24 protein-coding genes and 1 pseudogene are annotated in these 24,571 nt (G+C 38.4%); 11 read left to right on the forward strand and 14 right to left on the reverse strand.

All coding sequences use genetic code 11. The annotated features are described in order from the left end of the window. Positions 1 to 3 precede the first annotated feature (3 nt). Positions 4 to 969 (forward strand): alpha/beta fold hydrolase, encoded by a 966-nt coding sequence (locus tag JKG61_RS06145; RefSeq protein ID WP_202102107.1) that lies wholly within the window; start codon positions 4 to 6, stop codon positions 967 to 969. On the opposite strand, the gene JKG61_RS06150 is transcribed toward JKG61_RS06145, so the two are convergent. From JKG61_RS06150 to JKG61_RS06170, 5 genes are all read right to left on the reverse strand, one after another. Next, on the reverse strand, positions 952 to 1,476 hold the full coding sequence (locus JKG61_RS06150; protein ID WP_202102108.1) for a GNAT family N-acetyltransferase: 525 nt from the start codon (positions 1,474 to 1,476) through the stop codon (positions 952 to 954). The two genes, JKG61_RS06145 and JKG61_RS06150, sit on opposite strands and share 18 nt — an antisense overlap. 15 nt (positions 1,477 to 1,491) lie before the next feature. Then, positions 1,492 to 2,655, reverse strand: a complete 1,164-nt coding sequence (locus JKG61_RS06155; RefSeq protein WP_202102109.1) for an ABC transporter permease — start codon at positions 2,653 to 2,655, stop codon at positions 1,492 to 1,494. 2 nt (positions 2,656 to 2,657) lie between these two features. Further along, positions 2,658 to 3,626 (reverse strand): HlyD family secretion protein, encoded by a 969-nt coding sequence (locus JKG61_RS06160; RefSeq protein ID WP_202102110.1) that lies wholly within the window; start codon positions 3,624 to 3,626, stop codon positions 2,658 to 2,660. A gap of 151 nt (positions 3,627 to 3,777) precedes the next feature. Then, positions 3,778 to 5,169, reverse strand: a complete 1,392-nt coding sequence (locus JKG61_RS06165) for a TolC family protein (RefSeq protein WP_202102111.1) — start codon at positions 5,167 to 5,169, stop codon at positions 3,778 to 3,780. An 83-nt stretch (positions 5,170 to 5,252) separates the two neighbouring features. After that, positions 5,253 to 5,813 carry a Crp/Fnr family transcriptional regulator gene (locus JKG61_RS06170; RefSeq protein WP_202102112.1) on the reverse strand — a complete coding sequence of 187 codons (561 nt, stop codon included), beginning with the start codon at positions 5,811 to 5,813 and terminating at the stop codon, positions 5,253 to 5,255. Positions 5,814 to 6,039: 226 nt separating this feature from the next. On the opposite strand from JKG61_RS06170, the gene rpsF reads away from it, so the two are divergent. The 8 genes from rpsF to JKG61_RS06210 all read left to right on the forward strand — a co-directional run bounded on the left by rpsF (position 6,040) and on the right by JKG61_RS06210 (position 10,306). Continuing rightward, complete coding sequence (gene rpsF / locus JKG61_RS06175) at positions 6,040 to 6,408, forward strand: 30S ribosomal protein S6 (protein ID WP_021072255.1); 369 nt, start codon at positions 6,040 to 6,042, stop codon at positions 6,406 to 6,408. Next, positions 6,408 to 6,671, forward strand: coding sequence for a 30S ribosomal protein S18 (gene rpsR, locus JKG61_RS06180; protein ID WP_021072256.1), 264 nt, complete (start codon positions 6,408 to 6,410; stop codon positions 6,669 to 6,671). Before rpsF ends, rpsR begins: the two co-directional genes overlap by 1 nt. Positions 6,672 to 6,685: 14 nt before the next feature. After that, positions 6,686 to 7,129, forward strand: a complete 444-nt coding sequence (gene rplI, locus JKG61_RS06185; RefSeq protein WP_202102113.1) for a 50S ribosomal protein L9 — start codon at positions 6,686 to 6,688, stop codon at positions 7,127 to 7,129. A gap of 143 nt (positions 7,130 to 7,272) precedes the next feature. After that, positions 7,273 to 7,620 (forward strand): LPXTG cell wall anchor domain-containing protein, encoded by a 348-nt coding sequence (locus JKG61_RS06190; RefSeq protein WP_202102114.1) that lies wholly within the window; start codon positions 7,273 to 7,275, stop codon positions 7,618 to 7,620. Positions 7,621 to 7,625: 5 nt separating this feature from the next. Beyond that, positions 7,626 to 8,282: an HAD family hydrolase gene (locus JKG61_RS06195; protein ID WP_202102115.1), complete on the forward strand. Its 657-nt coding sequence runs from the start codon at positions 7,626 to 7,628 to the stop codon at positions 8,280 to 8,282. A gap of 27 nt (positions 8,283 to 8,309) precedes the next feature. Next, the gene (gene mqnC, locus JKG61_RS06200; protein WP_202102116.1) at positions 8,310 to 9,434 is read left to right on the forward strand and encodes a cyclic dehypoxanthinyl futalosine synthase; all 1,125 of its coding nucleotides are present in this window, start codon (positions 8,310 to 8,312) and stop codon (positions 9,432 to 9,434) included. A gap of 21 nt (positions 9,435 to 9,455) precedes the next feature. Then, positions 9,456 to 10,016 (forward strand): SMC-Scp complex subunit ScpB, encoded by a 561-nt coding sequence (scpB, locus tag JKG61_RS06205; RefSeq protein ID WP_202102117.1) that lies wholly within the window; start codon positions 9,456 to 9,458, stop codon positions 10,014 to 10,016. A 125-nt stretch (positions 10,017 to 10,141) separates the two neighbouring features. After that, a complete protein-coding gene (locus JKG61_RS06210) occupies positions 10,142 to 10,306 on the forward strand; it encodes a hypothetical protein (protein WP_021072262.1) in 165 nt (54 codons plus the stop codon). A 60-nt stretch (positions 10,307 to 10,366) separates the two neighbouring features. Here JKG61_RS06210 and JKG61_RS06215 read toward each other — a convergent pair whose 3' ends face one another. From JKG61_RS06215 to JKG61_RS06240, 6 genes are all read right to left on the reverse strand, one after another. Beyond that, a complete protein-coding gene (locus JKG61_RS06215; protein WP_133584026.1) occupies positions 10,367 to 10,696 on the reverse strand; it encodes a helix-turn-helix domain-containing protein in 330 nt (109 codons plus the stop codon). A gap of 70 nt (positions 10,697 to 10,766) precedes the next feature. Further along, positions 10,767 to 12,140 (reverse strand): Mur ligase family protein, encoded by a 1,374-nt coding sequence (locus tag JKG61_RS06220; protein ID WP_202102118.1) that lies wholly within the window; start codon positions 12,138 to 12,140, stop codon positions 10,767 to 10,769. A 2-nt stretch (positions 12,141 to 12,142) separates the two neighbouring features. After that, positions 12,143 to 12,982, reverse strand: a complete 840-nt coding sequence (gene prmA / locus JKG61_RS06225) for a 50S ribosomal protein L11 methyltransferase (protein ID WP_202102119.1) — start codon at positions 12,980 to 12,982, stop codon at positions 12,143 to 12,145. A 4-nt stretch (positions 12,983 to 12,986) separates the two neighbouring features. Beyond that, on the reverse strand, positions 12,987 to 13,751 hold the full coding sequence (tpiA, locus tag JKG61_RS06230) for a triose-phosphate isomerase (protein WP_202102120.1): 765 nt from the start codon (positions 13,749 to 13,751) through the stop codon (positions 12,987 to 12,989). A gap of 28 nt (positions 13,752 to 13,779) precedes the next feature. Continuing rightward, positions 13,780 to 14,970, reverse strand: coding sequence for a putative sugar nucleotidyl transferase (locus JKG61_RS06235; RefSeq protein WP_202102121.1), 1,191 nt, complete (start codon positions 14,968 to 14,970; stop codon positions 13,780 to 13,782). Positions 14,971 to 15,038: 68 nt separating this feature from the next. After that, a complete protein-coding gene (locus tag JKG61_RS06240; RefSeq protein WP_021072268.1) occupies positions 15,039 to 15,287 on the reverse strand; it encodes a type B 50S ribosomal protein L31 in 249 nt (82 codons plus the stop codon). A 307-nt stretch (positions 15,288 to 15,594) separates the two neighbouring features. Here JKG61_RS06240 and lysS point away from each other — a divergent pair, with 307 nt between their 5' ends. Together lysS and JKG61_RS06250 are read left to right on the forward strand one after the other, a co-directional pair. After that, a complete protein-coding gene (gene lysS / locus JKG61_RS06245; RefSeq protein WP_202102122.1) occupies positions 15,595 to 17,301 on the forward strand; it encodes a lysine--tRNA ligase in 1,707 nt (568 codons plus the stop codon). 361 nt (positions 17,302 to 17,662) lie between these two features. Then, positions 17,663 to 18,070 (forward strand): annotated as a pseudogene (locus tag JKG61_RS06250) (ATP-binding protein). A gap of 251 nt (positions 18,071 to 18,321) precedes the next feature. Here JKG61_RS06250 and JKG61_RS06255 read toward each other — a convergent pair. Genes JKG61_RS06255 through JKG61_RS06265 form a run of 3 tightly spaced genes read right to left on the reverse strand, consistent with a single transcriptional unit; the run spans position 18,322 to position 24,568 of the window. Next, entirely contained in the window at positions 18,322 to 19,635 is a 1,314-nt protein-coding gene (locus JKG61_RS06255; protein WP_202102123.1) for a TlpA family protein disulfide reductase, read from the reverse strand. 6 nt (positions 19,636 to 19,641) lie between these two features. Further along, a complete protein-coding gene (locus JKG61_RS06260) occupies positions 19,642 to 21,012 on the reverse strand; it encodes a RagB/SusD family nutrient uptake outer membrane protein (RefSeq protein WP_202102124.1) in 1,371 nt (456 codons plus the stop codon). A 4-nt stretch (positions 21,013 to 21,016) separates the two neighbouring features. Next, positions 21,017 to 24,568 (reverse strand): SusC/RagA family TonB-linked outer membrane protein, encoded by a 3,552-nt coding sequence (locus JKG61_RS06265; RefSeq protein WP_202102125.1) that lies wholly within the window; start codon positions 24,566 to 24,568, stop codon positions 21,017 to 21,019. Positions 24,569 to 24,571: the final 3 nt, after the last annotated feature.

Below are 24,571 nucleotides of genomic sequence, written 5' to 3' on the forward strand. Positions count from 1 at the left end.
ACCATGTCAAACACAAGTACAGGCCATATAAAAGTTAAAAGCATCCAGGACACTGCTGCACCATATGGCTTGTACACGACATACATCACCCCGAGTGACAAAGAACTGAAAGGATCTGTCTTAGTTCTTCACGGGATGCAAGAACATAGCGGAAGGTATATACAATTTGCAGAATACCTCGCCTCTGTTGGATTCGCCGTCTTGCTTTATGACCATATAGGTCATGGCAATACCGCGACCGATGATACCGCACAGGGGTACTTCCAACAAGAAAGACCGCAGGAGAGATTAATTAATGATGCTATAGCGCTACATCACTATTTAAAGGACAAACACCCCGATCATCCGCATTTTATCATCGGACACTCCATGGGCTCCTTTATTACCCGATGTGTATTACAACGGATAGGAAACGAATTTGATGGAAGTGTATGGATCGGTACCGGAGCCAAAACAGCAGGAGCCGAAGCTTTTAGGGCGCTCCTAGCTTTACTCCAGAAAATAAGTCCTAGAAAACGGAGCAAAATGATCAATGGTATCTTCAGCAAAATGAACAATACAAAATTTCGGCATGAACCCGACTTTGATGATACCAGTTGGCTGAGTCTAAGTAAAACAAATAGGAAGCGTTTCCAAGAAGATCCACTTTGTGGCATCCCTTTTACCAACAACGCCTTCTATACCCTCCTGACCATACTGTTGACAGCAACAAAAAAAGGATGGCAGAATTCCATCCCAAAAAGTCTTCCGATTCTCTTAGTCAGCGGGCAAGATGACCCAATTGGTGGCTTTTCCAAGGGAATAGAAAAAACAGAAAAACAACTTAAAGAAAGCGGCTTCCAAGAAGTAAATATCATTACTTATCCAAAGAAAAGACATGAAATCCTGCAGGAAGAAAACAGCATAGAGGTGTCTGAAGTTATAGCACAATGGTTATTATCCCATGCCAAATTACGCCTGATCCAATAACTTCTCAAAAGCTTTACGTTGCGCCCCGCCCCGAAAGTACACCTCACCACAATATACATACCCCAATTTATCAAACACCCGTAACATGCCTGCGTTATCGTAATTTGTGTCTACTTTAATACTTAATCGATCCTGGGATAAACTAACGTTTTCAGCCTCCAGCATCATCCAGGTTCCCAATCCCTTTATCACGTCACGCTGCGAAACAGCTAGCCGGTGTATCACCGTATATGGACGCTCTGTAAGCCACTTACCGGTCAGCGCCTCGTAGGCAGGCTCGATAGCACCGATTACTGCGATATAAGCCACTATCGCCCCTTCTATGCGCTCAGCTACAAATCCATACCCCTTTTCGACATCTTCCACTATGACTTCCCGATTGGGATAACCATCCTGCCATTGATCCGACCCATCGTTACGGCGCTTCGCTATCGCCTCCTCTAGTACTGCCCAGACAGCATCCACATCCGAAATGGTAGCCTTACGAAAAATAATACCTGAAAACATATCTTTATATCTATACTAGGCTTTTTCAGCCTTTTTAACCTTATTAATTTTAAATTGTAAAAGTACGATGGAGGCGACTAAAGAAACACCACCGATCCACACCAATCCCCATACAGGCCCTTTTATAAGATCTGCTGTCCCCTGCTCTATAATCATCGTTCTAAAGATCTGAAGGTAATGGGTAAGCGGAATCAATTTAGACAACCAGACAATCCAATCCGGCATCTGGCTCAATGGCCAGGTAAAACCACTTAATATAAACGAGGGAGTAGCAATAACCATCAATATCTCCGTAGCCTTCAACTGGCTTGGAATAGCAATACTGACCAATATCCCCAAGAAAGCAACAGCAAGCAAAAACAGAAAAGAAGCTCCAAAAAACGCAAATCCTTCAACATGTAAAGGCATCCTATAAAAAACAGAATAACCGTAGTACAAACCATAAATTAAAAAGGACATCAGCACATAGGGAGTAATCTTAACCAGAATCAGCACAAAGACGTTGGAAGTCTTACCTACAAGCTCACGGAAAGTATTGTTTTCGAATTCAGACGCAAAGCTCAAGGCCAGTCCCAACATCATCACCTGCTGCAGAACAGTCAGCAAAACACCCGGTAGCATAAAGTACAAGTAATTACCACTCCGTATATTCTGTTTGACAATAGTCGTCTTAAAAGGCTCATACTGTTGTTCGGCCACATAAGCAGGAACACCTTTCTTCTCCTGAGATTTGATTTGTATACCCGCTTTCATGGTCCCTGCGCACACATTGACCGCCATCATAGCATAATTTGATGTCAACGTATTAGAAGCATTGACAAACAACGTCAACTCTGTACTGCGGTTATAATTAACATCTGATGAAAAATTCTTCGGGATATGAACAACCACAGTAGCTTCTTTCTCCAATGCTACCTCTTTGGCGCCAAAAGGATCAGCCATCAGTTCAGCAACATAGATCACCTCATTCTCATTGAACATATCAATAAGTTGCCTAGACAAAGGACTACGATCCTCGTCCACCACTATAATCGGTAGATGCGTCACCTTACCTTTCTTATACACCCCTCCTACAAGAACACCATACATAACAGGGGCTCCTAAAAAAAGAATGAGCAATACCTTATTCTGATAGAACAAAGCAAACTCCCTCTTAATCAAACTCCAAAAGTTACCCATAATTACTTCTCGTCTTTAACGATAAATGTCGCTTTAGTTAACAATTCTTTATCATCTGTAGCACTTGTAGGACGCAAACGCACTTCAAATAAAGTCTCCTGTTGTTCAAAGTCAGGATATGCTGTACTAATACTCGCATAATTACTCAATGATTTGATAGTCTCTACCCGTGCACTCAATGTTTTATTTTCTAAGTAAGGAATAGCCAATGTCTTTACAGCTCCCTTCTGAAAATCCTTAATACGGCTTTCTGGGATTGTAACCCTAAAGTAAGCACCATCCGATACATAGCCAGAAGCTAAGCTATATCCTGCCAAAGCCAGCTCTCCAACCTTGAGGTTGATCGTTTCTATAGACATATCTTGAGGAGCAATCACATAACGCTCCTTTGCAGCGACATTGACCTCCGAAACTGCTCCTATTGCACGTTCCTTCTGTCCTAATGCCATTTTCTGTTGTTCAATACGAGCCCCGTTCCTCACATCAGCCAACTCTGCCTGAGCGGCCAAATATTGATTTTTGGCACCTTGGTATTTAGCGTATATCTCGTCATATTTTTGCTGTGCAACCAAAGAATCACGAAGTAGATTTTTCATCCGGTCAAGAGACTTCTGCGCAAAATCATATTGCTCTTTCAGTCCCGCTACCTTAGCATTTAGCTGTGTCAACTGTCCGTCTGTTGCCCCCTTTACCGCCATGTCATACTGCGCTTGAGCGGCCTCGAGAGCACCCTGCGCCTGTACGGATTTTGCATCGACCTCAGGCAACTCCAAAACAATCAGAGTATCCCCTTTATGCACCAATTGCCCCTCTTCAACTAGAATCCGATGGATTTTACCAGGTATCTTTGTGGTTACCGAAATCTGATCCCGCTCGATTTTTCCTTCCAGAGCCTTCTGCTGCTTCGCATCTTTGTTTGAACACCCCTGGACCAATAATGCGACAAAAGCTATATAAAATGTGTTTTTCATTATTATTAATTATTTATAACGATGCTGACTATCGTATTAACAGGTTGCTCTTCTTTTTTCTAAACCGTAATAAGACTGTATCATCTCTTTTTGTTTATTCTATCTATATATTCTTAAAGCCGATCCTAACGGACAGACACGAAATCCGTACCTATCTTGTAATCGTATCGTAAAGGTTTCCATTAGCCTTCAACAACTCCGTTACCGCATTACGCTGATTCAGAATCTGACTATAATAACCCAAGGATTGTTTATAAAACTCATTCTCTGCCTCCAAGCGCTCAGTCACATCACTCAACCCCTCCTCAAACTGACGCGAAGCCAAATGCAGGTTATTCTTAGCGATTGCTACCTGTTGCTGATTCACACCAATTTTCTTAAGTCCCAGCTCATAGTCAGCACGTGTCTTACGTTGCAATAGGCTTAGCTTTTCCTTCGTATCTTCCAATTTGTTCTCATTGATCTGAATGTCCAGCTTAGCACGTTCGATAGCACTCTTATGCGTCTTACCTTCAAAAACATTCCACTTCATACCAATCCCTACAGCGTAATTTGGAGCCAACTGCAAATGGTTCGTCTTCATTTTTACATCGCCTACCTGCCCAATATCCTTCAATGTAAAATGAGAATCAAAAGCATTCAGATAAGAAACACTACCAAAAGCAAAGACTAGTGGTAACTTTCCACCTTTTTCTTTCTTCAATGCAAAGTCATAAGCCTTTTGTGAAGCCTCAAGAGCCTGCAACTCTTTACGGTTCATTACCATAGCTTCATCCAAGGCAAGCACAATCTCGGATAATGGGTATACAACAGTCTCCAATTCAGTCTTATCCAGTCCAGTCAGTTCTTGTAATTTATAATACAACAACTCGCGGTTACTTTCGACTTCCGCTTTTTTATTTTCCAATTCCAGCATCGCTAACTTCAGCTTATCCCGATCATAAGGAATAGCTAATCCATTATCAATGGCCTTGACAACCTTCTGATGCTCTTTATTCAATCGCTTTTCAGAGTCCGCAATAAGCACATCTACCTCACGCAATAGCATCAATTGATCGAAAGAAAACAACACCTCTTGTGCAATTTGATCACGTCCTGCCTCTTGCATCAGCGACTGGGCGATAAATTTCTGTTCTAATGCCTTTTGTCCGTTCGTAATCTGCAAACCACTAAAAATAACCTGCTTAGCAGTCACACCTGCCAGTGCTACCTGTGTAGACAGGTTCGATCTTTGCGATCCCTCAAACAGATTAAAACCAGTAATAGGAAGATGATGTGTTGGCAAATCTAGATCAACACTGCTGTTTAGATAACCATATCCACCATGTAGGGATACTGTTGGAAGAAACTTACCTTTTACTTCCTCCCGCTCCAAAGCTACTTTTTGGTTTTCCAGATAAGCATTTTGCATCCCCTTGTTATGCCTTACTGCCTGTTCTACAGATGCCTTAAAACTGGTCAACTGCTCCTGTGCCAGCAAACTCCCGGAGATACTGCTTCCTAAAGAAAAGAAGAAAAAAAGACAACAATACCTATATTTCATACTAATTTAATTTCATACCATTTTTATAAACAAGACAAAACTACGTCTAAATTGTTATTAAAAATTTAAGATATCTTAAAAAATCACTTCAAACCACGTATAACCGAAAGAGTCTGCTGCGAAACACCTAAAAAAGAAGCAATATGTCCTAATGTAGCCTTCTGAAAAAGAGCCGGATTCTCGGCGATTAGCGACTGATAACGTTCGCTAGCGGTTTCAAACTGCATATTATAAAAACGCTTCGAAAAATTTATCAAAGAATCCAACAGAATCCGTTGTATAATACGGTTCATCGTAATGTCTGTTGCCGCTAGGTCTTGTATCGTCGAAAATGGAACCCGAGTAATACAGGTCTCGCTAAGCGCTTGAAACCCGAAAACCGAAGGCTTATCATAATAAAGGCTCTCTATACCAGTACCAAAAGTATCAGGACCGAAAAAATAATGTGTTATGTCTTTCTTCCCCTTATTATAGTAAATCCGTGTAAAACCACTCTCTACAAAATAAACATGCTTTAAATAACTTCCCGGAGAAAAAATAACCGCTCCTTTATCATATTTTTTCGTCTCCGACATCGCCGTAAATACAAATTCAATTTCGTCATTTATAGGGTATAGACTTTTTAAATAGTCAATAATTCTCATAGTTTATCTTTAAACATAGCCATCAGCCATTCCAATTTGAATATATCTATTTTAACGCCAATTATCCAAACCTGATTAAAAAGTATTTTAAGAAATACCTTCAAAGAACACGAAAATAATACAACAGGATATTTTTTTTAAACCTCATAAGAATAAAAAGAAAAATATTCATATCTTTGCACTTCCGTAAGTACGGAAACTTTAAATTAACATAATTATTTAAAAAATGCAACAGTACGAATCTGTAATCATTCTTACCCCGTTGCTTTCAGAGGATGCTGCGAAAGAAACTATCGCAAAATTCAAAAGCATCCTTACAGAAGGCGGAGCCGAAATTATCGCTGAAGATAATTGGGGTTTGAAAAAATTAGCGTATCCAATCCAGAAAAAAACAACTGGATTCTATCACTTAACTGAATTCAAGGCTCCAGGTGAATTAATTAAAAAATTAGAGCTTGAATACAAGCGCGATGAGCGTGTGATGCGCTTTTTAACTATCGCTTTAGATAAGCACGCTGTTGCTTATAGCGAGAAAAAACGCAGCGGTGCATTCAACAAGAAAGCTGAAACTAAAACTGAGGAGGTAGCAAACTAATGTCAAAAGAGAACATTCAATACGTGACAGCTCCTAAAGTAGAGGACAACCGTAAAAAATACTGTCGTTTCAAGAAAAACGGTATTAAGTACATCGACTACAAAGACGCAAACTTCTTAATGAAATTTGTTAACGATCAAGGTAAAATCTTACCTCGTCGTCTTACTGGTACATCATTGAAATTCCAACGTAAAGTAGCGCAAGCGGTGAAACGTGCACGTATCATCGGACTTATGCCTTACGTAGCTGATTCATTAAAATAAGGAGGATACGATAAATGGAAATTATATTAAAACAAGATGTTAAACACCTTGGTGAAAAAGACGATATCGTAGTAGTAAAACCTGGTTTCGGACGCAACTACTTAATTCCTCAAGGATTTGCTATTTTAGCAACATCTTCAGCAAAAAAAGTATTGGCTGAGAACATCAAACAAGCTCAGTTCAAACAAGAGAAAATTAAGAAAGATGCAACAGAATTAGCAACTAAATTAGAAAACGTTAAGCTTTCTATTGGTGCTAAAGCTGGTGAAACAGGAAAAATCTTCGGTAAAGTAAACAGCATTCAAATTGCTGACGCATTGAAAGCTCAAGGTTACGAAGTAGATCGTCGCCGTATTACTTTCGAAGTAGAACCTAAAACACTAGGTGAATACGTAGCTAACTTAAACTTACACAAAGAAGTGAAAGTTCAAGTTCCTTTCGAAGTAGTAGCTGAGTAATCAGTACACGATGAAAAATACAGAGGAGATAATGAAAATTATCTCCTCTTTTTGTATCCTGCTTATCAAAGATATCCCTCCCCCTCTTCCATCCCCTCCAAAGCCAACCAAAAGCTAGTAGATAAAGAAAGTTTTCCCTATTTTTGACCAAAACAAAAGAAGTATTTGATATGAGGCCAAAAACAATCATTATTGCAATCCTACTCGCCATCGTTGTCATTATATTATTTAACAATAAAGAAGAAAGCACCTTCTGGTTTTTTGGAGAAATTAGAACTTCCAAGCTTATTCTGCTCGCTGCATTCTATGTATTAGGTATGATTACAGGCGGTATCCTCTTCAGGCGTCGTAAAAAGCACCCGAAAGAATATGCTGCAACCAACCCAAATATTCCCACCACAGTAATTACAGATACAGATAGCACCACTTCATCTCCATATGCCCCAACAGCACTATCAGATGAAGACCGTGAATTTATTAGAAGAGACTAAATAACATGCAGGAACTTGCTTTATTATTCGATATGGATGGCGTAATAGCCCACACAAACCCATATCATTCAAAAGCCTTCGAGGCCTTCTTTGACAGACATAACATCTCCTATAGCCTTCCAGAGTTTGAAGAACACATGTATGGGAAACACAACTCCTACATCATGTCCCACTTCTTCAAAAGACCTATTACAGGCGAAGAGCTACTACAGCTGGAAGAGGAAAAAGAAGGACTCTTCCGAGAAATTTATGCCAATCATATCCAAGATTTACCAGGATATATCTCCTTCCTAAGTCAGGCTAAACAACAGGGCATAAAAACGGGAGTAGCGACTTCAGCGCCACGTGCCAATATGGACCTCATTATCGACGGACTCGATATACGTAATATGATGGAATCCTTTATGTCCAGCGAAAACGTGATAAAACACAAGCCTGATCCCGAGGTCTATCTTAAATCAGCAGCTATTCTTAATATCCCCACCAATCGGTGTATTGTATTTGAAGATTCCTTCTCCGGAATCTCAGCAGCGATTAACGCGAATATGAAAGTGGTCGGTGTTTTGAGCTCACACCACAAAAACGAGCTTCCACCCTGCGATTTATACATATCCGATTACTCCGAACTACAGCTTACTAGTGTTCTTAATCTTATAGATTAATTAAAAAACTACTTATCTTTGTCTGTGATGAATGTTCAAGATTTATTAGCGCGTGCGCTCCAATTTGACTTCCTTTCTAAGGAAGAAGGTATGTTCTTATACCATAATGCAGCTACGACACAATTAGCTCACGTAGCTAATCTACTGCGAAAAAAACAAGTACCACATGGCAAAGTGACCTGGCAGATTGACAGAAATGTAAATACAACAAACGTCTGTATAGCTAATTGCAAATTTTGTAATTTCTTCAGACGCCCAGGCCATGAAGATAGTTATATCACCGATATAGAAACCTATAAAGCTAAAATAGAGGAAACCTTCAAATATGGAGGTGACCAACTCCTATTACAAGGAGGACATCACCCAGACTTAGGTATAGCATTCTATCAAGATCTTTTTAAACAGCTCAAAGAACTATATCCTACGCTCAAATTGCATTCGCTGGGACCTCCCGAAATTGCACATATCGCCAAGCTAGAAGGAATGTCGCATATTGATGTACTGACAACACTCAAAGAAGCTGGATTAGACTCTCTACCTGGAGCAGGTGCAGAAATACTGAACGACCGGGTCAGGAGACTGATTTCAAAGGGTAAATGTGGTGGACAGGAATGGCTGGATGTCATGCGTGCGGCACATAAGATAAATTTACCAACATCCGCAACAATGATGTTTGGTCATATCGAAACTATTGAAGAACGCTTCGAACACCTCGTTTGGATTCGTGAAGTACAAAGTGAAAAGCCCGTTGACAATCATGGATTTATAGCTTTCATACCTTGGCCCTTCCAAGACGATGGTACATTATTGAAAAGACTACGTGGAATTGCTAACAATGTCACTGGAGACGAATACATACGCATGATTGCACTCAGTCGAATCATGCTTCCAAACATCAAGAACATCCAGGCATCGTGGCTAACCGTAGGTAAACCGATAGCGCAAATGTGCTTACACAGTGGAGCAAATGATTTTGGGTCTATCATGATAGAGGAAAATGTGGTCTCTGCAGCCGGTGCACCGCATAGATTTACCTCAAAATCAATACAGGATGCAATCATAGAAGCTGGTTTTGAACCTCAACTACGTACGCAAACCTATCAATTTAGAGAAATTCCAGAGTCAATGGTTGAACAGGTCATAAATTATTAAGAAAGCCTTAAAAACATTCCAATGAAAGACATTATGCTTAATATAGAAGCATTGATTTTTGCTTCCGAAGAAGGAATTTCCGCTATCGAGATTAAAAACGTACTTCAAGACGCACTACTAATCGAGATCAATAAAGATGAAGTACTATCCTTTCTTGACAAAATAAAAGTAAAGTATCAAGGTGAAGACTCCGTCTTTACCTTATCTCCCATCAATAACAAGTACCAGTTTTTGACAAAGGTAATATACCATGACGCTATAAATCAATTACAGGCGCATCGTGACCGCAAAAAGTTGAGTCAGGCTGGACTAGAGACACTCTCCATCATTGCCTATAGACAGCCTATTACCAAGCTCGAGGTAGAACAGATTCGAGGCGTAAACTGCGACTATTCCATACAACGCTTATTAGAAAAGGACCTTATAAAAATTGTGGGAAAAGCGGAGAGTATCGGAAAACCCTTGCTTTATGCTACAAGTGATCAATTTATGAATCATTTTGGAATAAATTCTGTGAAAGACCTTCCTCAACTTAAGGATATTATCAACGAAGAAAATAGCATCGGCGAGATTATAGAATAAGGCAAAACCAAAACAACAAAACAAAGCACTGATAATCAGTTGCATATTTTTAAAAAAAAGTTTTAAGTTTTGATTTTCTTATCTAATTTTACGCTAGAATTAATAACAGAAAGAATTAGCTTACTATGATGAACGAGAGTGTCGAAAAGTTTGAAATTGAAGAGGAATTAATCAATTTTAATGGTCCAGAGGACGATTCTGATGACTTTGATGATGATGATTTCGGATTAGAAATTGACTCTATAGGTGGGTTTGATGATTTTGATGATGAGGATGAAGATGATTTCTAAATCTCCGTTATAAAGATAGTCCACTTATACAGAAAAAGCGATTTTTTAAAATCGCCTTTTCTATTTTTGGTGTAGCTGTTCGTACAAATCAATGACTTTCTTTTGCAAGTCAATAACTTCAATCTCTCGGAGTTGCAGCTTCCGTCCCAATTCATTCATCTCGTCCATCCTGTCCTTATCATCATCTGTATCTGAAGTAGACAACAATTGAACCAGTGACAGACCAAATAATTTAGAAATCTGGTTTAAACGAGACAAGTTCACATCTGTTATACCAGTTTCAATTTTCGAAAAAGCAGGAATGGATATATCCAATCGCTTTGCAACATCCTCTTGGCTCCAGCCCTTTTGATGTCTTAATAATCTAATCTTTTTTCCTAAAGCATTCATTTGGTAAATGTTATGTTTTACCTCAAAAGTAAAAATAAATTGTTAAAATAAAAAGAAAATCAAAAACAGTTTAGTCTATTTTCGTTAAAAATTTGTCCGCAAACTTTAGCATATTAATACCACTATAATTACTAGAACTCATAAACAACATATTATAACCCTGACTATCAAACACTTCTAAAAATCCATATAAATCAACAGGTTCCGTGATTACCAATAAATTGGGGTGATTAAACACCTTCACAATTTTATCAACAATATTATCTAAAACTACATTTTTTTCTTTTATACTACTCTTATTGATGAAAACAATAGAAGTATCCGATTCTAGCATGCTACTATCATACTGCTCTAATTTTCCTCCCTCAATAACATCATAAGGATTCAACTCTATAATAGTCAACAACTTAAAAGAAGAGAACTGTTCTTTAATAGCATGTATACTGGATTTCAACTTAGTAGGCGTATGGGCAAAATCTTGGTAGACCACACTTCCTTCTGCACTAGCAACAAACTCAAGGTAACGAATCGAACTCTTAAAATCCTTTATCGCTTCATAAAACTCATCTCTCTTAATCCCCAACCACTCACAAACGGTATATGCTCCGGCGATATTCGATAGATTTTGTTTACCTATGATTTGCAAGGGAATCTCCTCTTCTCCGACCTGAAGGTAAGTCACCCCTTTATTAATCGTATAGTTCGGTACCCGATAACCATGTCGATTGATCTTACAATCCTTAGTTTCCCCCACTATCTTTACCACATTATTATCCTCCTTATTATAGATTAATGTACCTTTCGGGACAATCGTATCAATAAAAGTCTCAAATTGGTGAAGATATTCCTCCTCGGTCATCAGCATTTTAAAATTATCCCATTGGATATTACTTATCAGCGCAATATTAGGGTGATAATAGTGAAATTTAGAATGTAGATCAATAGAGGAAGCATAGAACTCATCGCCCTCAATAAGCATTATAGGGGCACTAGACGTCAATTTGATCAAAGAATCAAACCCTTCCAACTTGGCCCCCACAAGATAGTCAAAGTCCCGATTGAGATACTTTAACACATGCATAACCATACTCGTAATAGTAGTCTTGCCATACGTACCGGCAATAACTACCCGAGTCTTGTCGATACTATGCTCATATACAAACTCCGGAAATGAATAAATCTTAACACCTAACTCTTGTGCCTTTGCCAATTCAACATTATCTGCTGAAGCATGTTTACCCAAAATCACGGCATCAATATCAGAGGTAATCCGGTCTCCATCCCAACCAATTTTTGTAGGCAATAAACCAGCCTCTTGAAGTCGAGATTTGGACGGTTCCACAATCTGATCATCAGAACCAGTCACCTGATGTCCTAACTTAGCTAAACTAATAGCCAAATTATGCATCACACTACCTCCAATAGCTATAAAATGTATCCGCATGATTATCCTTTAACAAACTTGGCCGCGCACCAACTATCCATTGATTTCATCTCTTGAAAAGAAAAGCCGATAGCATCACATTTATCCTTTAAGATGTTGAGGTCGTCTCCCTCATAAAAACCACTTAGGTACAACTGCCCTCCCATTTCCAAAACACTCGCATAAGTATCCAATTGGTCTAACAAAATATTCCTATTAATGTTTGCTAATATCACATCGTACTTTTCACCTACAATAACATCCTTAGAACCTAAGCGACTTTCTAAATTTGTGATATTGTTGAGTTGCTTATTCTCTTCTACACTGTCTACACAAATAGGATCATAGTCGACCGCTACCAAAGAAGCAGCGCCACGCTTGGCAGCTAGAATAGCCAAAATACCAGTGCCACAGCCCATATCCAACACTCGTTTGCCTTCAAAATCATTGGCCAAAACAAAAGAAAGCATCATCGAAGTAGTTTGATGATGCCCTGTACCAAAAGACATCTTAGGATCAATGACAATCTCGTAATCGTAAGCAGGCTTAGCCTCATGAAAAGTAGCCCGCACATAACAAGCATCATCAACCAAAATTGGATTAAAATTACTTTCCCAAAGGGTATTCCAATTCTGCTCTTCGATGTCGTTTACCGTGTAATCCAGCTGATAATCCGATACCTGTGCCAACAGCAAAGTCTCTAGCGCTTGGATATCCAAATTCGAACTCGGAATATAGCCTACAAAACCATCTTCGTTATCCTCAAAGGTATCAAAACCAATATCTCCAAGCTCTGCAATAAGCAAATCTTTCTGCCACTCCTCAATGTCGGCACTTACAAAATTAACAGCTGTATATTTCATTATTTTAGTTAAATACTTTCACAATTTCCAAGAAATCTCTCGACTTCAAAGAAGCACCTCCAATCAACCCTCCATCAATATCCTTTTGAGCAAATAAAGTAGATGCATTAGAAGGATTTGCACTTCCCCCATAAAGAATAGTAGTCGCATCCGCAACCTCGGCACCATACTGTTGTGCGATAGTCTCACGAATAAAAGCATGCACCTCCTGCGCCTGTTCTGGCGAAGCAGTCAACCCTGTTCCAATAGCCCAAACGGGTTCATAAGCAAGAACAACAGATGCAAAGTCGTCTTGACCTAAATGTAAAACGCCAGCTTCCAACTGCGTTTTTATAACATCAAAGAAACGACCGGATTCACGCTCCTCTTTTGTCTCTCCAATACAAAAAATGGGCTTCAAGCCATGTTTCAATGCAGCATTCAACTTCTCGGCAAGAAGAGCATCTGTCTCTCCAAAATAAGCTCTACGCTCCGAATGTCCTAAGATAACATATTGAGCACCTACGGATTTAACCTGAGAAGCTGAAACTTCGCCCGTATAAGCACCTGACTCCGCTTGGTGAATATTCTGAGCACCGATATGCACATTAGGGACTGAAGCTCCTAGTTTAGCAATAGAAGAAAGATGGATAAATGGGCTACAGACCACAACCTCTTGATTACCGATTACCTCATCCTTAACCATATTCACAATCTCCGAAAAAAGGCTAACCCCTTCTTCGTAACCAAGATTCATTTTCCAATTTCCTGCTACAATGTTTTTACGCATGATAATATATGTTTAGTGTTGATTAATTTTAATTATATCTTATACCCCTCTTATAAATAAAAGAAAAAATACGTTCATCCTCTTTCTGAAATAACTCTTGCTTCAATACTGATTTACGTCGCATCATGGCAATAAATTCCTCAAAAATATAGGAACTTTTCGCCTCATCCGTCAGCCAACTAAAATCCTCCACAAATTTGGGAATAAAATTCGACATTGCAATCTGACAGCCTACTCCAATCACTGTTCCTGTATTAATTTTTGAATTAATTCCCAACATCACCTGATCCCCCATTATCACACCACATTTTTGCATTCCCGTATCGCGCATTTCCCTTGTAGAGTAATCATAAAGACGCACATTCTTCCAATCATTCCGCAGATTAGAGTTACTACTACCTGCACCAATATTACACCCCTCTCCCAGCACAGCACATCCAAGATATCCGAAATGCCCTTTAGCAGAATTACCCCAAATAACCGTATTATTGATTTCGCCACACACAGTACTATATGGTCCAATGCTGACATTTGGGTAAAGCACTGTTCCACTCTTGACCCGACAGCCCGAGCCGATACAAACGGGTCCATACACCACCACTCCTGCCTCCAATACAGCATCTGGTCCGATATAAATAGGGCCTTTACTCGAGTCGAGCACACAGTCCCCCATCATCACTGATTCCGCTATGTAAAATTCTGAACCGACAAAAGAACGACCAGGGTGATCCGATGCTGTGGAAACAGCGCAACCGACATAAGATAGATCAAAAACAATTTGCTCCGCATTACGCAGGTAAATATCCTCAGGATATTCCAACCTTCGATGTTCATGAACAGAGACCACAGCCAAAGCTTCGTCCAATCCTCCCCTAGCAAAATCATCCAACTTAGACAAACGTACAGCAACCCAATCCCCTGTGGCCGAGATCAGCTTTTGCCCAACTTCAAGCAAGCTAAGCTCATGAATCAACTCCTTATTCGGCAAAACAGCCCCATCAATAAGCAGAACATCCTTATGCTCACAAACTGAAACCGGAAATTTTTCACGCATATAGTCCTTTGTCAGATAAGAGACCTCCACATTAAAGATCTGTCGCCACTTCTCATCCAAAGTAAGTATACCTACACGTAGATTACCCGTAGGACGTGTCGAAGTAAGTGGCATCAACCGCTCTCGAGAAGAAAAATCATCAAATAATAAGATCGAAAAAGACATAGCTCTAAAATACAAAAAATCCCGATAATGCACTTATCGGGATCCTGAACCATAATAAAATATGGTAATTATTTCTTGTTATAACGAGTACGGAATTTATCGATACGTCCTGCTGTATCAACCAATTTCATCTTACCTGTATAGAAAGGGTGTGAAGTATGAGAAATCTCTAATTTCACCAATGGATACTCATTTCCATCTTCCCAAGTGATTGTTTCTTTTGTATCTACACATGATTTAGTTATAAAAGAATATTCATTGGACATGTCTTTAAAAACAACTAATCTGTAGTTTGATGGATGCAAATCTTTTTTCATTTTATCTTATGATTACTACTATATATTCAACAATTGAGGTGCAAAGATAATCTATTTAACAATTATTTGCAAAATAATATTTATCCACACGCTGTTAGTTTTCAACCATACAGACATAGGAACCTTTGACGACAGGCAAAAATAGCAATATTTTAAAATATAACGACATTATTCAAGCTTTTTTATCCATGTTTTTGCTATTTTTGCTGATTATTTGAAACGACCTTTATAGTCAGCTTATTAATAGCACTGCCAAAGGGTCTTTTCTACCCATACAGGGAAACATACATTTTCAAAAACACAACAAATGAGTATTGCATTATCCGAACAGGAACTACAACGTAGGCAAAACCTACAGAGCATCATCGACCTAGGCATCAATCCCTTCCCTGCCGATGAATTCAAGGTGAATGTCACTGCTGCAGATATATTAGAGAACTACGAACGTGATAAGATTAACTATAAGCATATTTTAATCGCAGGTCGTATCATGAGTCGTCGCATCATGGGTAATGCATCTTTTATTGAAATTCAGGATGCAACCGATCGGATCCAAGTTTATATAAAAAGAGACGACCTATGTCCCGATGAAGATAAAACATTTTACAACACCGTATTCAAAAAACTAATGGATATAGGTGACATCATCGGAATAGAAGGTTTTGTATTCACCACACAAAGTGGTGAAATATCAGTACATGCTCAAAAACTGACCATACTAACCAAGTCACTTCGTCCCCTCCCTGTTGTAAAAGAAGCAGAAGGTAAAACATTCGATGCCTTTACAGATCCAGAGCAACGTTACAGAATGCGCTATGTCGATCTGATCGTCAACGCTCAGAACAAAGAGACGTTTATCAAAAGAACAAAACTATATATCGCTATGCGTCAATTCTTCAATGACGCAGGTTATATGGAGGTAGAAACACCTGTCTTACAAGCGATCCCTGGCGGAGCGGCGGCAAGACCATTTACAACACACCACAATGCACTAGATATCCCATTATATCTACGCATAGCCAATGAATTATATTTAAAACGTCTAATTGTCGGTGGATTCGATGGTGTCTACGAGTTTTCCAAAAACTTCAGAAACGAAGGCATGGACCGCACCCACAATCCTGAATTCACGGTAATGGAAATCTACGTAGCCTACAAAGACTACAATTGGATGATGAGCTTTACCGAGCGCCTATTGGAACATTGTGCGCAACAAGTAAATGGAACGACCAAAGCAACATTTGGAGAACATCAGATTGACTTCAAAGCACCATATCCGCGCGTCACGATGACCGATGCCATCAAACACTTTACAGGTTTTGACATCACCGGAAAAACCGAAGATGAGATCCGTACAGCAGCCAAAGGAATGGGAATCGATGTAAACGATACAATGGGCAAAGGCAAATTGATCGATGAGATATTTGGAGAAAAGTGCGAAGGCAATTTCATACAACCGACGTTTATCACAGACTACCCTGTCGAAATGTCTCCACTTACTAAAAAACATCGTGACAATCCAGAACTTACGGAACGCTTCGAATTAATGATCTGTGGAAAAGAAGTCGCAAACGCTTACTCTGAGCTGAACGACCCTATTGATCAACGCGAACGCTTTGAAGAACAACTACGTCTTTCTGAAAAAGGGGATGATGAAGCGATGTTTATTGACCAGGATTTCTTGAGAGCATTGGAGTACGGAATGCCACCAACTTCAGGACTCGGCATCGGCATGGATAGACTCATCATGTTCTTAACGAACAATGCATCTATACAAGAGGTTCTCTTCTTCCCACAGATGCGCCCGGAGAAAAAAGAAGCAACGATAGAACTAGGCCCTGACGAAAAAGCGGTACTAAACCTGTTATCGGAAGACCAAAAACCCTTAGGTGAAATCAAAGAGCAATCAGGCCTAAGTGGCAAGAAATGGGATAATGCAACCAAAAGCTTAAGACAAAAAGATCTTATAGATATTATCATCGAAGGCGACAATAAATACATCACAAAGAAATAAGTCTTTATAAAGCCACAAAATAAAAAAGCAGGAATTTAGTGATTTCTGCTTTATTTGTTTAATATAGATTTTGTACATGAGCTGTAGTCGCGCCAAAGCTTCATATAAAAGATAACACTTGAGCACGTAACCCAACGACACTACATAGTCAAGGGCATCAAACAGGGCTAAAACCCTTGATTTACAACAAGTTAACCTAAACCCCAGTTTAACAAGACATGTAAATAGAAACGAAATACAGAGCATTTATCCTAAATGACATGATAATCGGTCCAAATGCTCTAGTATAGAAATATGTCGCACGGAGGGAAAGACAAAGAGGAATATCTGTGAAGATATACCATTTAATGGCCGCTGCAGTATAAATAACCTATCTCAGGCACTCGGACACCAGGCCTGTCTCACAGGAATAAAAACACTCTACACAGTAACTGCCCGGATCATCAAGAGACTGAAACTGAGCAAGGTTGACGGTACATATCTCAAGGAGCTGGAAAAACTGACCAAATCGGAACTGTTGATACTCGATGACTTCGGACTGCAGGCCTTCGATAACTAGGATCGGGAAACATTGATGGATATCATAGACGACCGACATGGCAAAAGATCAACCATAATATCTTCCCAGATACCGGTATCCGCATGGTATGAAATCATCGGAGGCGAAGGGACTATTGCTGACGCAATACTGGACCGTATCGTAAACTCTTCGCACAGGATTGACCTGAAAGGTGAATCCCTCAGAAAAGGAATATTGAAAAAGGAATAATCACAGCTTTTTTTATATAATTGTATGATCTTTTGAGTGGCACGGTTTGACCGAAATCACTGGCATCAATACTCCGAAATACCCAATTCCTGTCTCGTCCTGAAATAACTTTTCCTGATTAATAATTTGTTTTATTTGTCATTCAGATGCAATAGAGATATTTACCATAATGCATCCCTAAGTAAAAAGTACTATGAAATTTATTAAATGGCTGACCTTGAACCGATCAACCATTTAATAAAATAATAAAATCATTGGTCCGATAAAATAAACACCTCAATCTCTCGTTTTACGGAGATCGCCATAATCCCCTGCGGCTTCATAAAAGCATTGAAGCTTTCTATATCGATAATGTTGCTAGGAGGAGGAATAAACCCTTTACTAGTTGTTCTTTCATTGATCAATATAGGTGCTGATTCGTAGGAATTCTGGTCGTACTTACTGCGATTATTGAATGATAAGGAGATTTCATCCAAGCTCTGCTTAAATATGTTGGCATCCGTCAATCCATTTTCGGCTTCTATCCAATCCGAATTGTAAATTATCAGATAGCAGTCCATGATCCGCTTTTCAAATCGACATTTCAGGTTCAATTTGGAATTCAGATCGTTTACAATAATTTCTCTCGTACGATCTTCAGCTATATCGCTAGGCACTATGTATTCATAACAATAGGTATTCTTTCTTGACCAATCTGGATCATTGTCTAGATCCTCAAACCTTGATTTATCTAACGCTTCGTTCAGAAAATGATTCAATGGTTTTTTTACTGCTAAATTGTAAATACTGATGAGCGGTCTATTCACCGACGAATGTCGATAAATAGAAGAGTCACCATTGTAAACACCTACGCCCCAACTACCTATCCCGTCAACGAAATTAGACAGGGTCGTCTTGGCTACTACTTTCTCTTCAAAAAGACTTTCCCAGTTCCTATCAAAAGGGTCTCGGATATCAAAGTCAAATACATCTTTTTTTTGGCGAAGGGACACTACGGTTCCTTGTATTAAATCTTTTACCTGTTTCGAATTTAACTGATCACTGTCTGTAACGCTGAAAAGTTTACCCTTAAATATCCATACATAATGAGGAATAAACCTGTGTGGAAAGTACTGCTTCAAAATTTCTTTGTCTATGATGCTTTCGGAAAGATATTTCCCGTTTTTATTCGTGACCATGAACTTTCGAACTTCTTTTTCGGTATTAAGGCTAACGGGCACCAACAGTAGGTCTTCTTTAAACTCCTCTGCCAATGCAAAATTACTTGGGAAAGCTGCAATACAACTTCCGCACCATATAGCCCAGAAGTCTAGTATGATCAGTTTTTCTTTAAAATCCCCCAAACTTATATATTGCACTTTATCAGAGTTTCCTGAAACTAAAGGAAACTTCATGTCCCATAAGATATTTGGGACATCATCTCCAATCTTAATTGGTGTAATTTTTAAGCTATCTTTATCGACTAAAGCATTGCCCATAACTTGATCTACGATAGTATGTTTCTTTGTAGAACAAGAACAAAATGACCCTACAATTAATCCAAGTAGAAATAGAATGTATTTCATTTTAAGCTAATTATTTTGTTCAATACCCGTTTCCACTATCACGGACTCTGGAATTTTAAAAACATACCGTGCATCATTCGGTTGCAGGGTATAACTTACACCGTTTAGGGTTCTGGTCAATGTTTCTTCTCTTCCAGGTTCTTTGTTCAACCTTCTCAAGTCCTCCCAACGCAACCCGCGGAACAATAGTTCCTTTCTCCTTTCCAATAAAATATTACTTAGAAGTTCCTCTGTATCCGATATCTCCCATTGTTTAAACGTGTTAGGCGCATATCTATTCGCTAACAACCTATTCATATCTGCTAGTGCAATATCTGTATATCCCAAGCGTGTTGCCGACTCTGCACGGATCAAGAACATTTCGTTTACACTGATACCACCAAACAATCCAAATTTACCGTGGTATACTCCTCGAAAAGTGAAATAACCATTCGAATCTTCTAGAAAAAAAACAGATTTTCTCAAATCGTCATTGTCAAATAAGTTGTACAATGCAGTATCAACAATAGCATATGGTGCCATATTGCCAAGAAACAATGGCTGCATATCTGAATCATGTAAAACTTCTTCATTATTCAAAAGAATTGGAAATGCTAGAAGCGTATCCAATGTATTGTAATCAATTAACTTGTCATAAAGCTGCAAACAATCATTTGAGTACTTATAGGAAGATTCATAATCTGCCATACTTAAATAACAGCGAGCCAAAAGTCCAATAGCAGCAGGTCTAGATGGAGTTAGCTTTATCGACGGCAGGTTTGGTCGTAATAATTTAATAGCTTCTTTTAAGTCTTCTATGATTTGCTTATACGTTTCACCCAATGTACTTCTAACTATTGAGGCTTCTATGTCAGAACGCAATTTGATCGGCACCCCTAATGCCTGATCATTAATACCAGGCGTGTAGGGTTCACAAAATTGAACAGCAAGATTATAATGAGATCGTGCCCTAAAGAATAAAGCTGCCCCTTTAATATCGTTAAACTCTTCCTGTTCATCAATCCTAGGGGAAATTTTTTCTAAACATTCTAAAACAATATTTGAATAAAATATCTGTTTATATGGGCTTCCCCAAAACATCTCAACTAAATACGGTAAATAAGTAGTGTTCTTCCATGTATACACCTCATCATCAAACTGGTCAATTGTACTGAACATTTCATCGGTAATTAAATATTCATCAACCGCCAAAGAGACTAGCATTCTATTCTCCTTACGCATAGTAAAAGAATCATTCAACAACCTCCTAGCATCTTTTAAAGACGTAGGAATCAACAATGAAATATCTCGTTTTTCAGCTAACCAATCATTGTTACATCCGGTAATAAAAACCAAAATTACAAGCAATATTTTCTTATACATTTTTCTCACATCCATTTTCTTACAAATTTAATTTTACGCCAACGCTTATTGTCAATGGTCGTGGAATAGAACCTGCTTCCGGATCTATACCATCCTTATTTTTTGTCCATAATAATCCAATATTATTAAGATAGCTAAATAGCTCAATATCCCTTACAAAGGATCTTACCTTTCCACTTTCAAATGGGCGAAACCCCACATGAACATCCTGAAGACGGATAAATGAGCCGCTTCTAACATTCACCTCACTATTGCCATAGAAACTGTCCCTACCGGCTTTTACAGGGTATTGAATAGAGGGAATTGTGGTTGATAATTCATCACCACTTTTCTGCCAACGATTATTATAATCAGAATGTAGTGAACGATAACTTCTAAAAAGATCATCATAAGAAATTGTTGACTTTTTAAAATAATGCCCAAAACTATAAGTGATATTTGCTGAAAAAAACCATTTTTTGTAACTAAAATCATTTCTAAAAGAGCCAAAGAGTGGTGGGATCGCTCTACCATGAAAAATTAAGTCGTCAAGCGTTGTATTTAACAGGGAACTTATTTCTGAATAATTATCACTAATTTCTCCATTTAAGTACCCTAGGGGGTTTCCATTCTCTGCGTCTAATCCAGCCCATTTATAACTATATATACCAAATAATGGTTTCCTCTCAACAGGCGTGTAAAAAACACTTTCTCTATTTACACTTCGATCAATAAAAAAAACACCGATTTGGGTGGGAGCCAGATTGTATTTAGTAATTTCATCGATAGCATAACTTAACATCAATACACTATTCCATTTCCAACTTCTATCTATATTTTTACTTCTAAACGTCAAATCGAATCCTTCCCCCTTCATATCCGCTACATTTCCCTTAAATTTTGCCATACCAGTAGTTAAACCTAAGGAACTTTCACCAATCAAATCTTTGCCCTTCTTTTTGAAATATTCAAAACTTCCACTGATACGCTGGTTCTTAAATTCAAAATCTAAACCTAGGTTCCACATAGATATCTTTTCCCATCTTAAATTTGGATTAGGTGGGGAAATAATCCAAGCCCTCGGCAATCCGGAAAAACTATCATTAGACATTTGGGCAGTAGTATAAGCAGTAACGGAATGATCAATATTACCGTTATAGCCATAAGTCGCTTTCAGGTGTATATAGGGCAACCATTCTACTTTATAAAACCCCTCGTCGCTCAACTTCCATTTTGCCCCCACACTCCAAAGTGGAACTGCCCGTTGATTAGCGGCAACTCCAAATAAATTAGACTGATCTATACGCCCACTTAGAGAAAAAACATAACGCTCATTGTTTACATAAGAAATATTTGAATAGTATGATCTGAACCTATCGACCGTTCCAGTTATCCCCCTTACCTCAGGTATAAATGCACTTCCTGATGGATACAATGAATACGATGTATTATAATTTATAAACATAGAAGAACCTGTTGCAACTTCATACCCGTACATACCGCTGCGATGCCCTGCTGTTTTTGTCTCCCTGACTTCAAAACCTGTAATTGCGCTAATATTACTTCTACCCCAGCTATTATTATAATTAAATTGAAACCGTCCATTATGACTTTCCATATTATCATCATAGTTGTGGCGGATTGCACCAGGGGGAATGTTCCTATATACACCTTTCGAATCTACCGTAGAATACCGATTAATCAGATCCCTGACAAAGAAAGATTCTTCATCATAAAGATTCAGTCTTGATTCACCTTGCTTTTGGTATTGATAATGAAAATCAGCTGTCAACCCATCAACGACATGATAGCTCGTACGAATCAATGCACGAACGCTGTTATTCTGCCCTCTAAGATCAGTATAATTCATTTCTTCTAACGGATAATATGACCAGTCTAACAATCCCTTTTCAATACTTTTTTCAAGAAACATCTGACGATATTTATTGTTAATTGGTAAAGGATTTCCCAAATCATCTGCCAAATGAGCATAAGGATAAAGATTGCGAACTCCAATATTAAGATCATTAAGAGTATTATCTACACGATTATTCATTCTTATGTAATCCAAACCCAATGAAACTCTTAATTTCTCAACAAGATTAAAATTTTGGAGAGTACTAATACTTATTCTTGCATTATTATTTCCTACAAGACTACTCCTGTTCTGATCATAGCCCACACTATAATAGTAATTATGCTTCTCGCCACCACCACTCATATTGAGTGCGTATAACTGATTGATAGATTTCCGATAAAAATACTTTGAAATATCATCCCGCACATCAAAAGTTTTCATTTTTTCAATTTCGCTCTCTAAGACTTCTTTATCTATTTGTCCTTTTCTTTCTTTTTCCAGAAGCTCTATCACTGGACTTAACGCAGGAAAAGTGAACGTGTTATTGAGATCATTATTAAAATGACCTTTATCGAAGAGCATCCGTTCAATCTCAATAAAATCAGCAGAGCTCATTTTCGGCCGATAATATAAGTTAGGTTTTTGTCCAATTGTTGTACTAGCATTAAAGTTAATTCTCAAAGGTTGGTTGTTTTTCCCTTTTTTAGATGTAATAACAATCACCCCATTTCCTGCTCTTACTCCCCAAATCGATGCAGCTGCTGCATCTTTAAGAACGGTGACTGTTTCGATATCGTTTGGATTAATCCCCTGTATATCGCCTTCATATGGAAAATTATCCAACACAATCAAAGGCTGATCATTTGCATAAATAGTACTTCTCCCTCTAATACTTAATTTAGGCTCACCATCCCCTCTTTCGTCAAATAACAAGGAAGGAGTGATTCCCTTTAATCTTCCGATAATATCTGAAGAATTAGACCTATTTAACAGCTTGTTATTAATTTGTTCAAAACTACCTGTAGCTCTTTCTTTTGGGATTTCCTGGTAACCAGTATGTACGTCTACAGCATCTATTTCAGAAGAAACAGAAACTAGAATAATAGTTACAGGTTTTATACTAGCTCTAATTTCTTGTTGAATATATCCCACATAAGAAACTACCAACACCGCATCCTCCTCGACTCCATCTAAGCTAAACTCACCATTATGATTGGTAGAGGTAGTCAATTTAAAACCTTTTACATTTATAGATGCACCTGTCAAAGGCTTTCCCAAAGAATCAACCACCCTTCCTCTGACATCAATTACTTGTAAAAAGCTATCCTTCTTATCATTTACTGTTTTTCTCTTTCGACTCAGGCTAATCGTTTTTCCACTAATCTCATAATGGAGAGACTGATCTCTCAGTATTAACCCTAACACCTCTTCTAAAGATCTATTTTTTACACTAAGCGAAACCTTCTTAGCGTCTTTAAAATCAGCTGGATCAAACATAAAAGCATAACCAGTCTGTTTGCGGAGCTCACGCAAGACATTTTCTAATGATGTTTTTTGGACATGAATATTGACTTGCGAAAAACTATTGCTAAATGCTGTAATACTAAATGCAAAAACTAGGATCAAGGTCAGTTTCATAATCCGAAGAAAAATTAAGTAGTTCTTTTCACAGACTCGTTGTGATCTGATTTGAAACGAACACAATAAGTCCTCAAAATGAATGATGAAATTCATATA

The organism is Sphingobacterium faecale (assembly GCF_016746095.1).
GTDB classification, from domain to species: domain Bacteria; phylum Bacteroidota; class Bacteroidia; order Sphingobacteriales; family Sphingobacteriaceae; genus Sphingobacterium; species Sphingobacterium faecale.

Bases quoted from the DNA above. Each gene is read 5' to 3' on its own strand.
- JKG61_RS06145 (WP_202102107.1), top strand. From the start codon at position 4: ATGTCAAACACAAGTACAGGCCATATAAAAGTTAAAAGCATCCAGGAC.
- JKG61_RS06150 (WP_202102108.1), bottom strand. From the start codon at position 1,476: ATGTTTTCAGGTATTATTTTTCGTAAGGCTACCATTTCGGATGTGGAT.
- JKG61_RS06155 (WP_202102109.1), bottom strand. From the start codon at position 2,655: ATGGGTAACTTTTGGAGTTTGATTAAGAGGGAGTTTGCTTTGTTCTAT.
- JKG61_RS06160 (WP_202102110.1), bottom strand. From the start codon at position 3,626: ATGAAAAACACATTTTATATAGCTTTTGTCGCATTATTGGTCCAGGGG.
- JKG61_RS06165 (WP_202102111.1), bottom strand. From the start codon at position 5,169: ATGAAATATAGGTATTGTTGTCTTTTTTTCTTCTTTTCTTTAGGAAGC.
- JKG61_RS06170 (WP_202102112.1), bottom strand. From the start codon at position 5,813: ATGAGAATTATTGACTATTTAAAAAGTCTATACCCTATAAATGACGAA.
- rpsF (WP_021072255.1), top strand. From the start codon at position 6,040: ATGCAACAGTACGAATCTGTAATCATTCTTACCCCGTTGCTTTCAGAG.
- rpsR (WP_021072256.1), top strand. From the start codon at position 6,408: ATGTCAAAAGAGAACATTCAATACGTGACAGCTCCTAAAGTAGAGGAC.
- rplI (WP_202102113.1), top strand. From the start codon at position 6,686: ATGGAAATTATATTAAAACAAGATGTTAAACACCTTGGTGAAAAAGAC.
- JKG61_RS06195 (WP_202102115.1), top strand. From the start codon at position 7,626: ATGCAGGAACTTGCTTTATTATTCGATATGGATGGCGTAATAGCCCAC.
- mqnC (WP_202102116.1), top strand. From the start codon at position 8,310: ATGAATGTTCAAGATTTATTAGCGCGTGCGCTCCAATTTGACTTCCTT.
- scpB (WP_202102117.1), top strand. From the start codon at position 9,456: ATGAAAGACATTATGCTTAATATAGAAGCATTGATTTTTGCTTCCGAA.
- JKG61_RS06210 (WP_021072262.1), top strand. From the start codon at position 10,142: ATGATGAACGAGAGTGTCGAAAAGTTTGAAATTGAAGAGGAATTAATC.
- JKG61_RS06215 (WP_133584026.1), bottom strand. From the start codon at position 10,696: ATGAATGCTTTAGGAAAAAAGATTAGATTATTAAGACATCAAAAGGGC.
- JKG61_RS06220 (WP_202102118.1), bottom strand. From the start codon at position 12,140: ATGCGGATACATTTTATAGCTATTGGAGGTAGTGTGATGCATAATTTG.
- prmA (WP_202102119.1), bottom strand. From the start codon at position 12,982: ATGAAATATACAGCTGTTAATTTTGTAAGTGCCGACATTGAGGAGTGG.
- tpiA (WP_202102120.1), bottom strand. From the start codon at position 13,751: ATGCGTAAAAACATTGTAGCAGGAAATTGGAAAATGAATCTTGGTTAC.
- JKG61_RS06235 (WP_202102121.1), bottom strand. From the start codon at position 14,970: ATGTCTTTTTCGATCTTATTATTTGATGATTTTTCTTCTCGAGAGCGG.
- JKG61_RS06240 (WP_021072268.1), bottom strand. From the start codon at position 15,287: ATGAAAAAAGATTTGCATCCATCAAACTACAGATTAGTTGTTTTTAAA.
- lysS (WP_202102122.1), top strand. From the start codon at position 15,595: ATGAGTATTGCATTATCCGAACAGGAACTACAACGTAGGCAAAACCTA.
- JKG61_RS06255 (WP_202102123.1), bottom strand. From the start codon at position 19,635: ATGAAATACATTCTATTTCTACTTGGATTAATTGTAGGGTCATTTTGT.
- JKG61_RS06260 (WP_202102124.1), bottom strand. From the start codon at position 21,012: ATGGATGTGAGAAAAATGTATAAGAAAATATTGCTTGTAATTTTGGTT.
- JKG61_RS06265 (WP_202102125.1), bottom strand. From the start codon at position 24,568: ATGAATTTCATCATTCATTTTGAGGACTTATTGTGTTCGTTTCAAATC.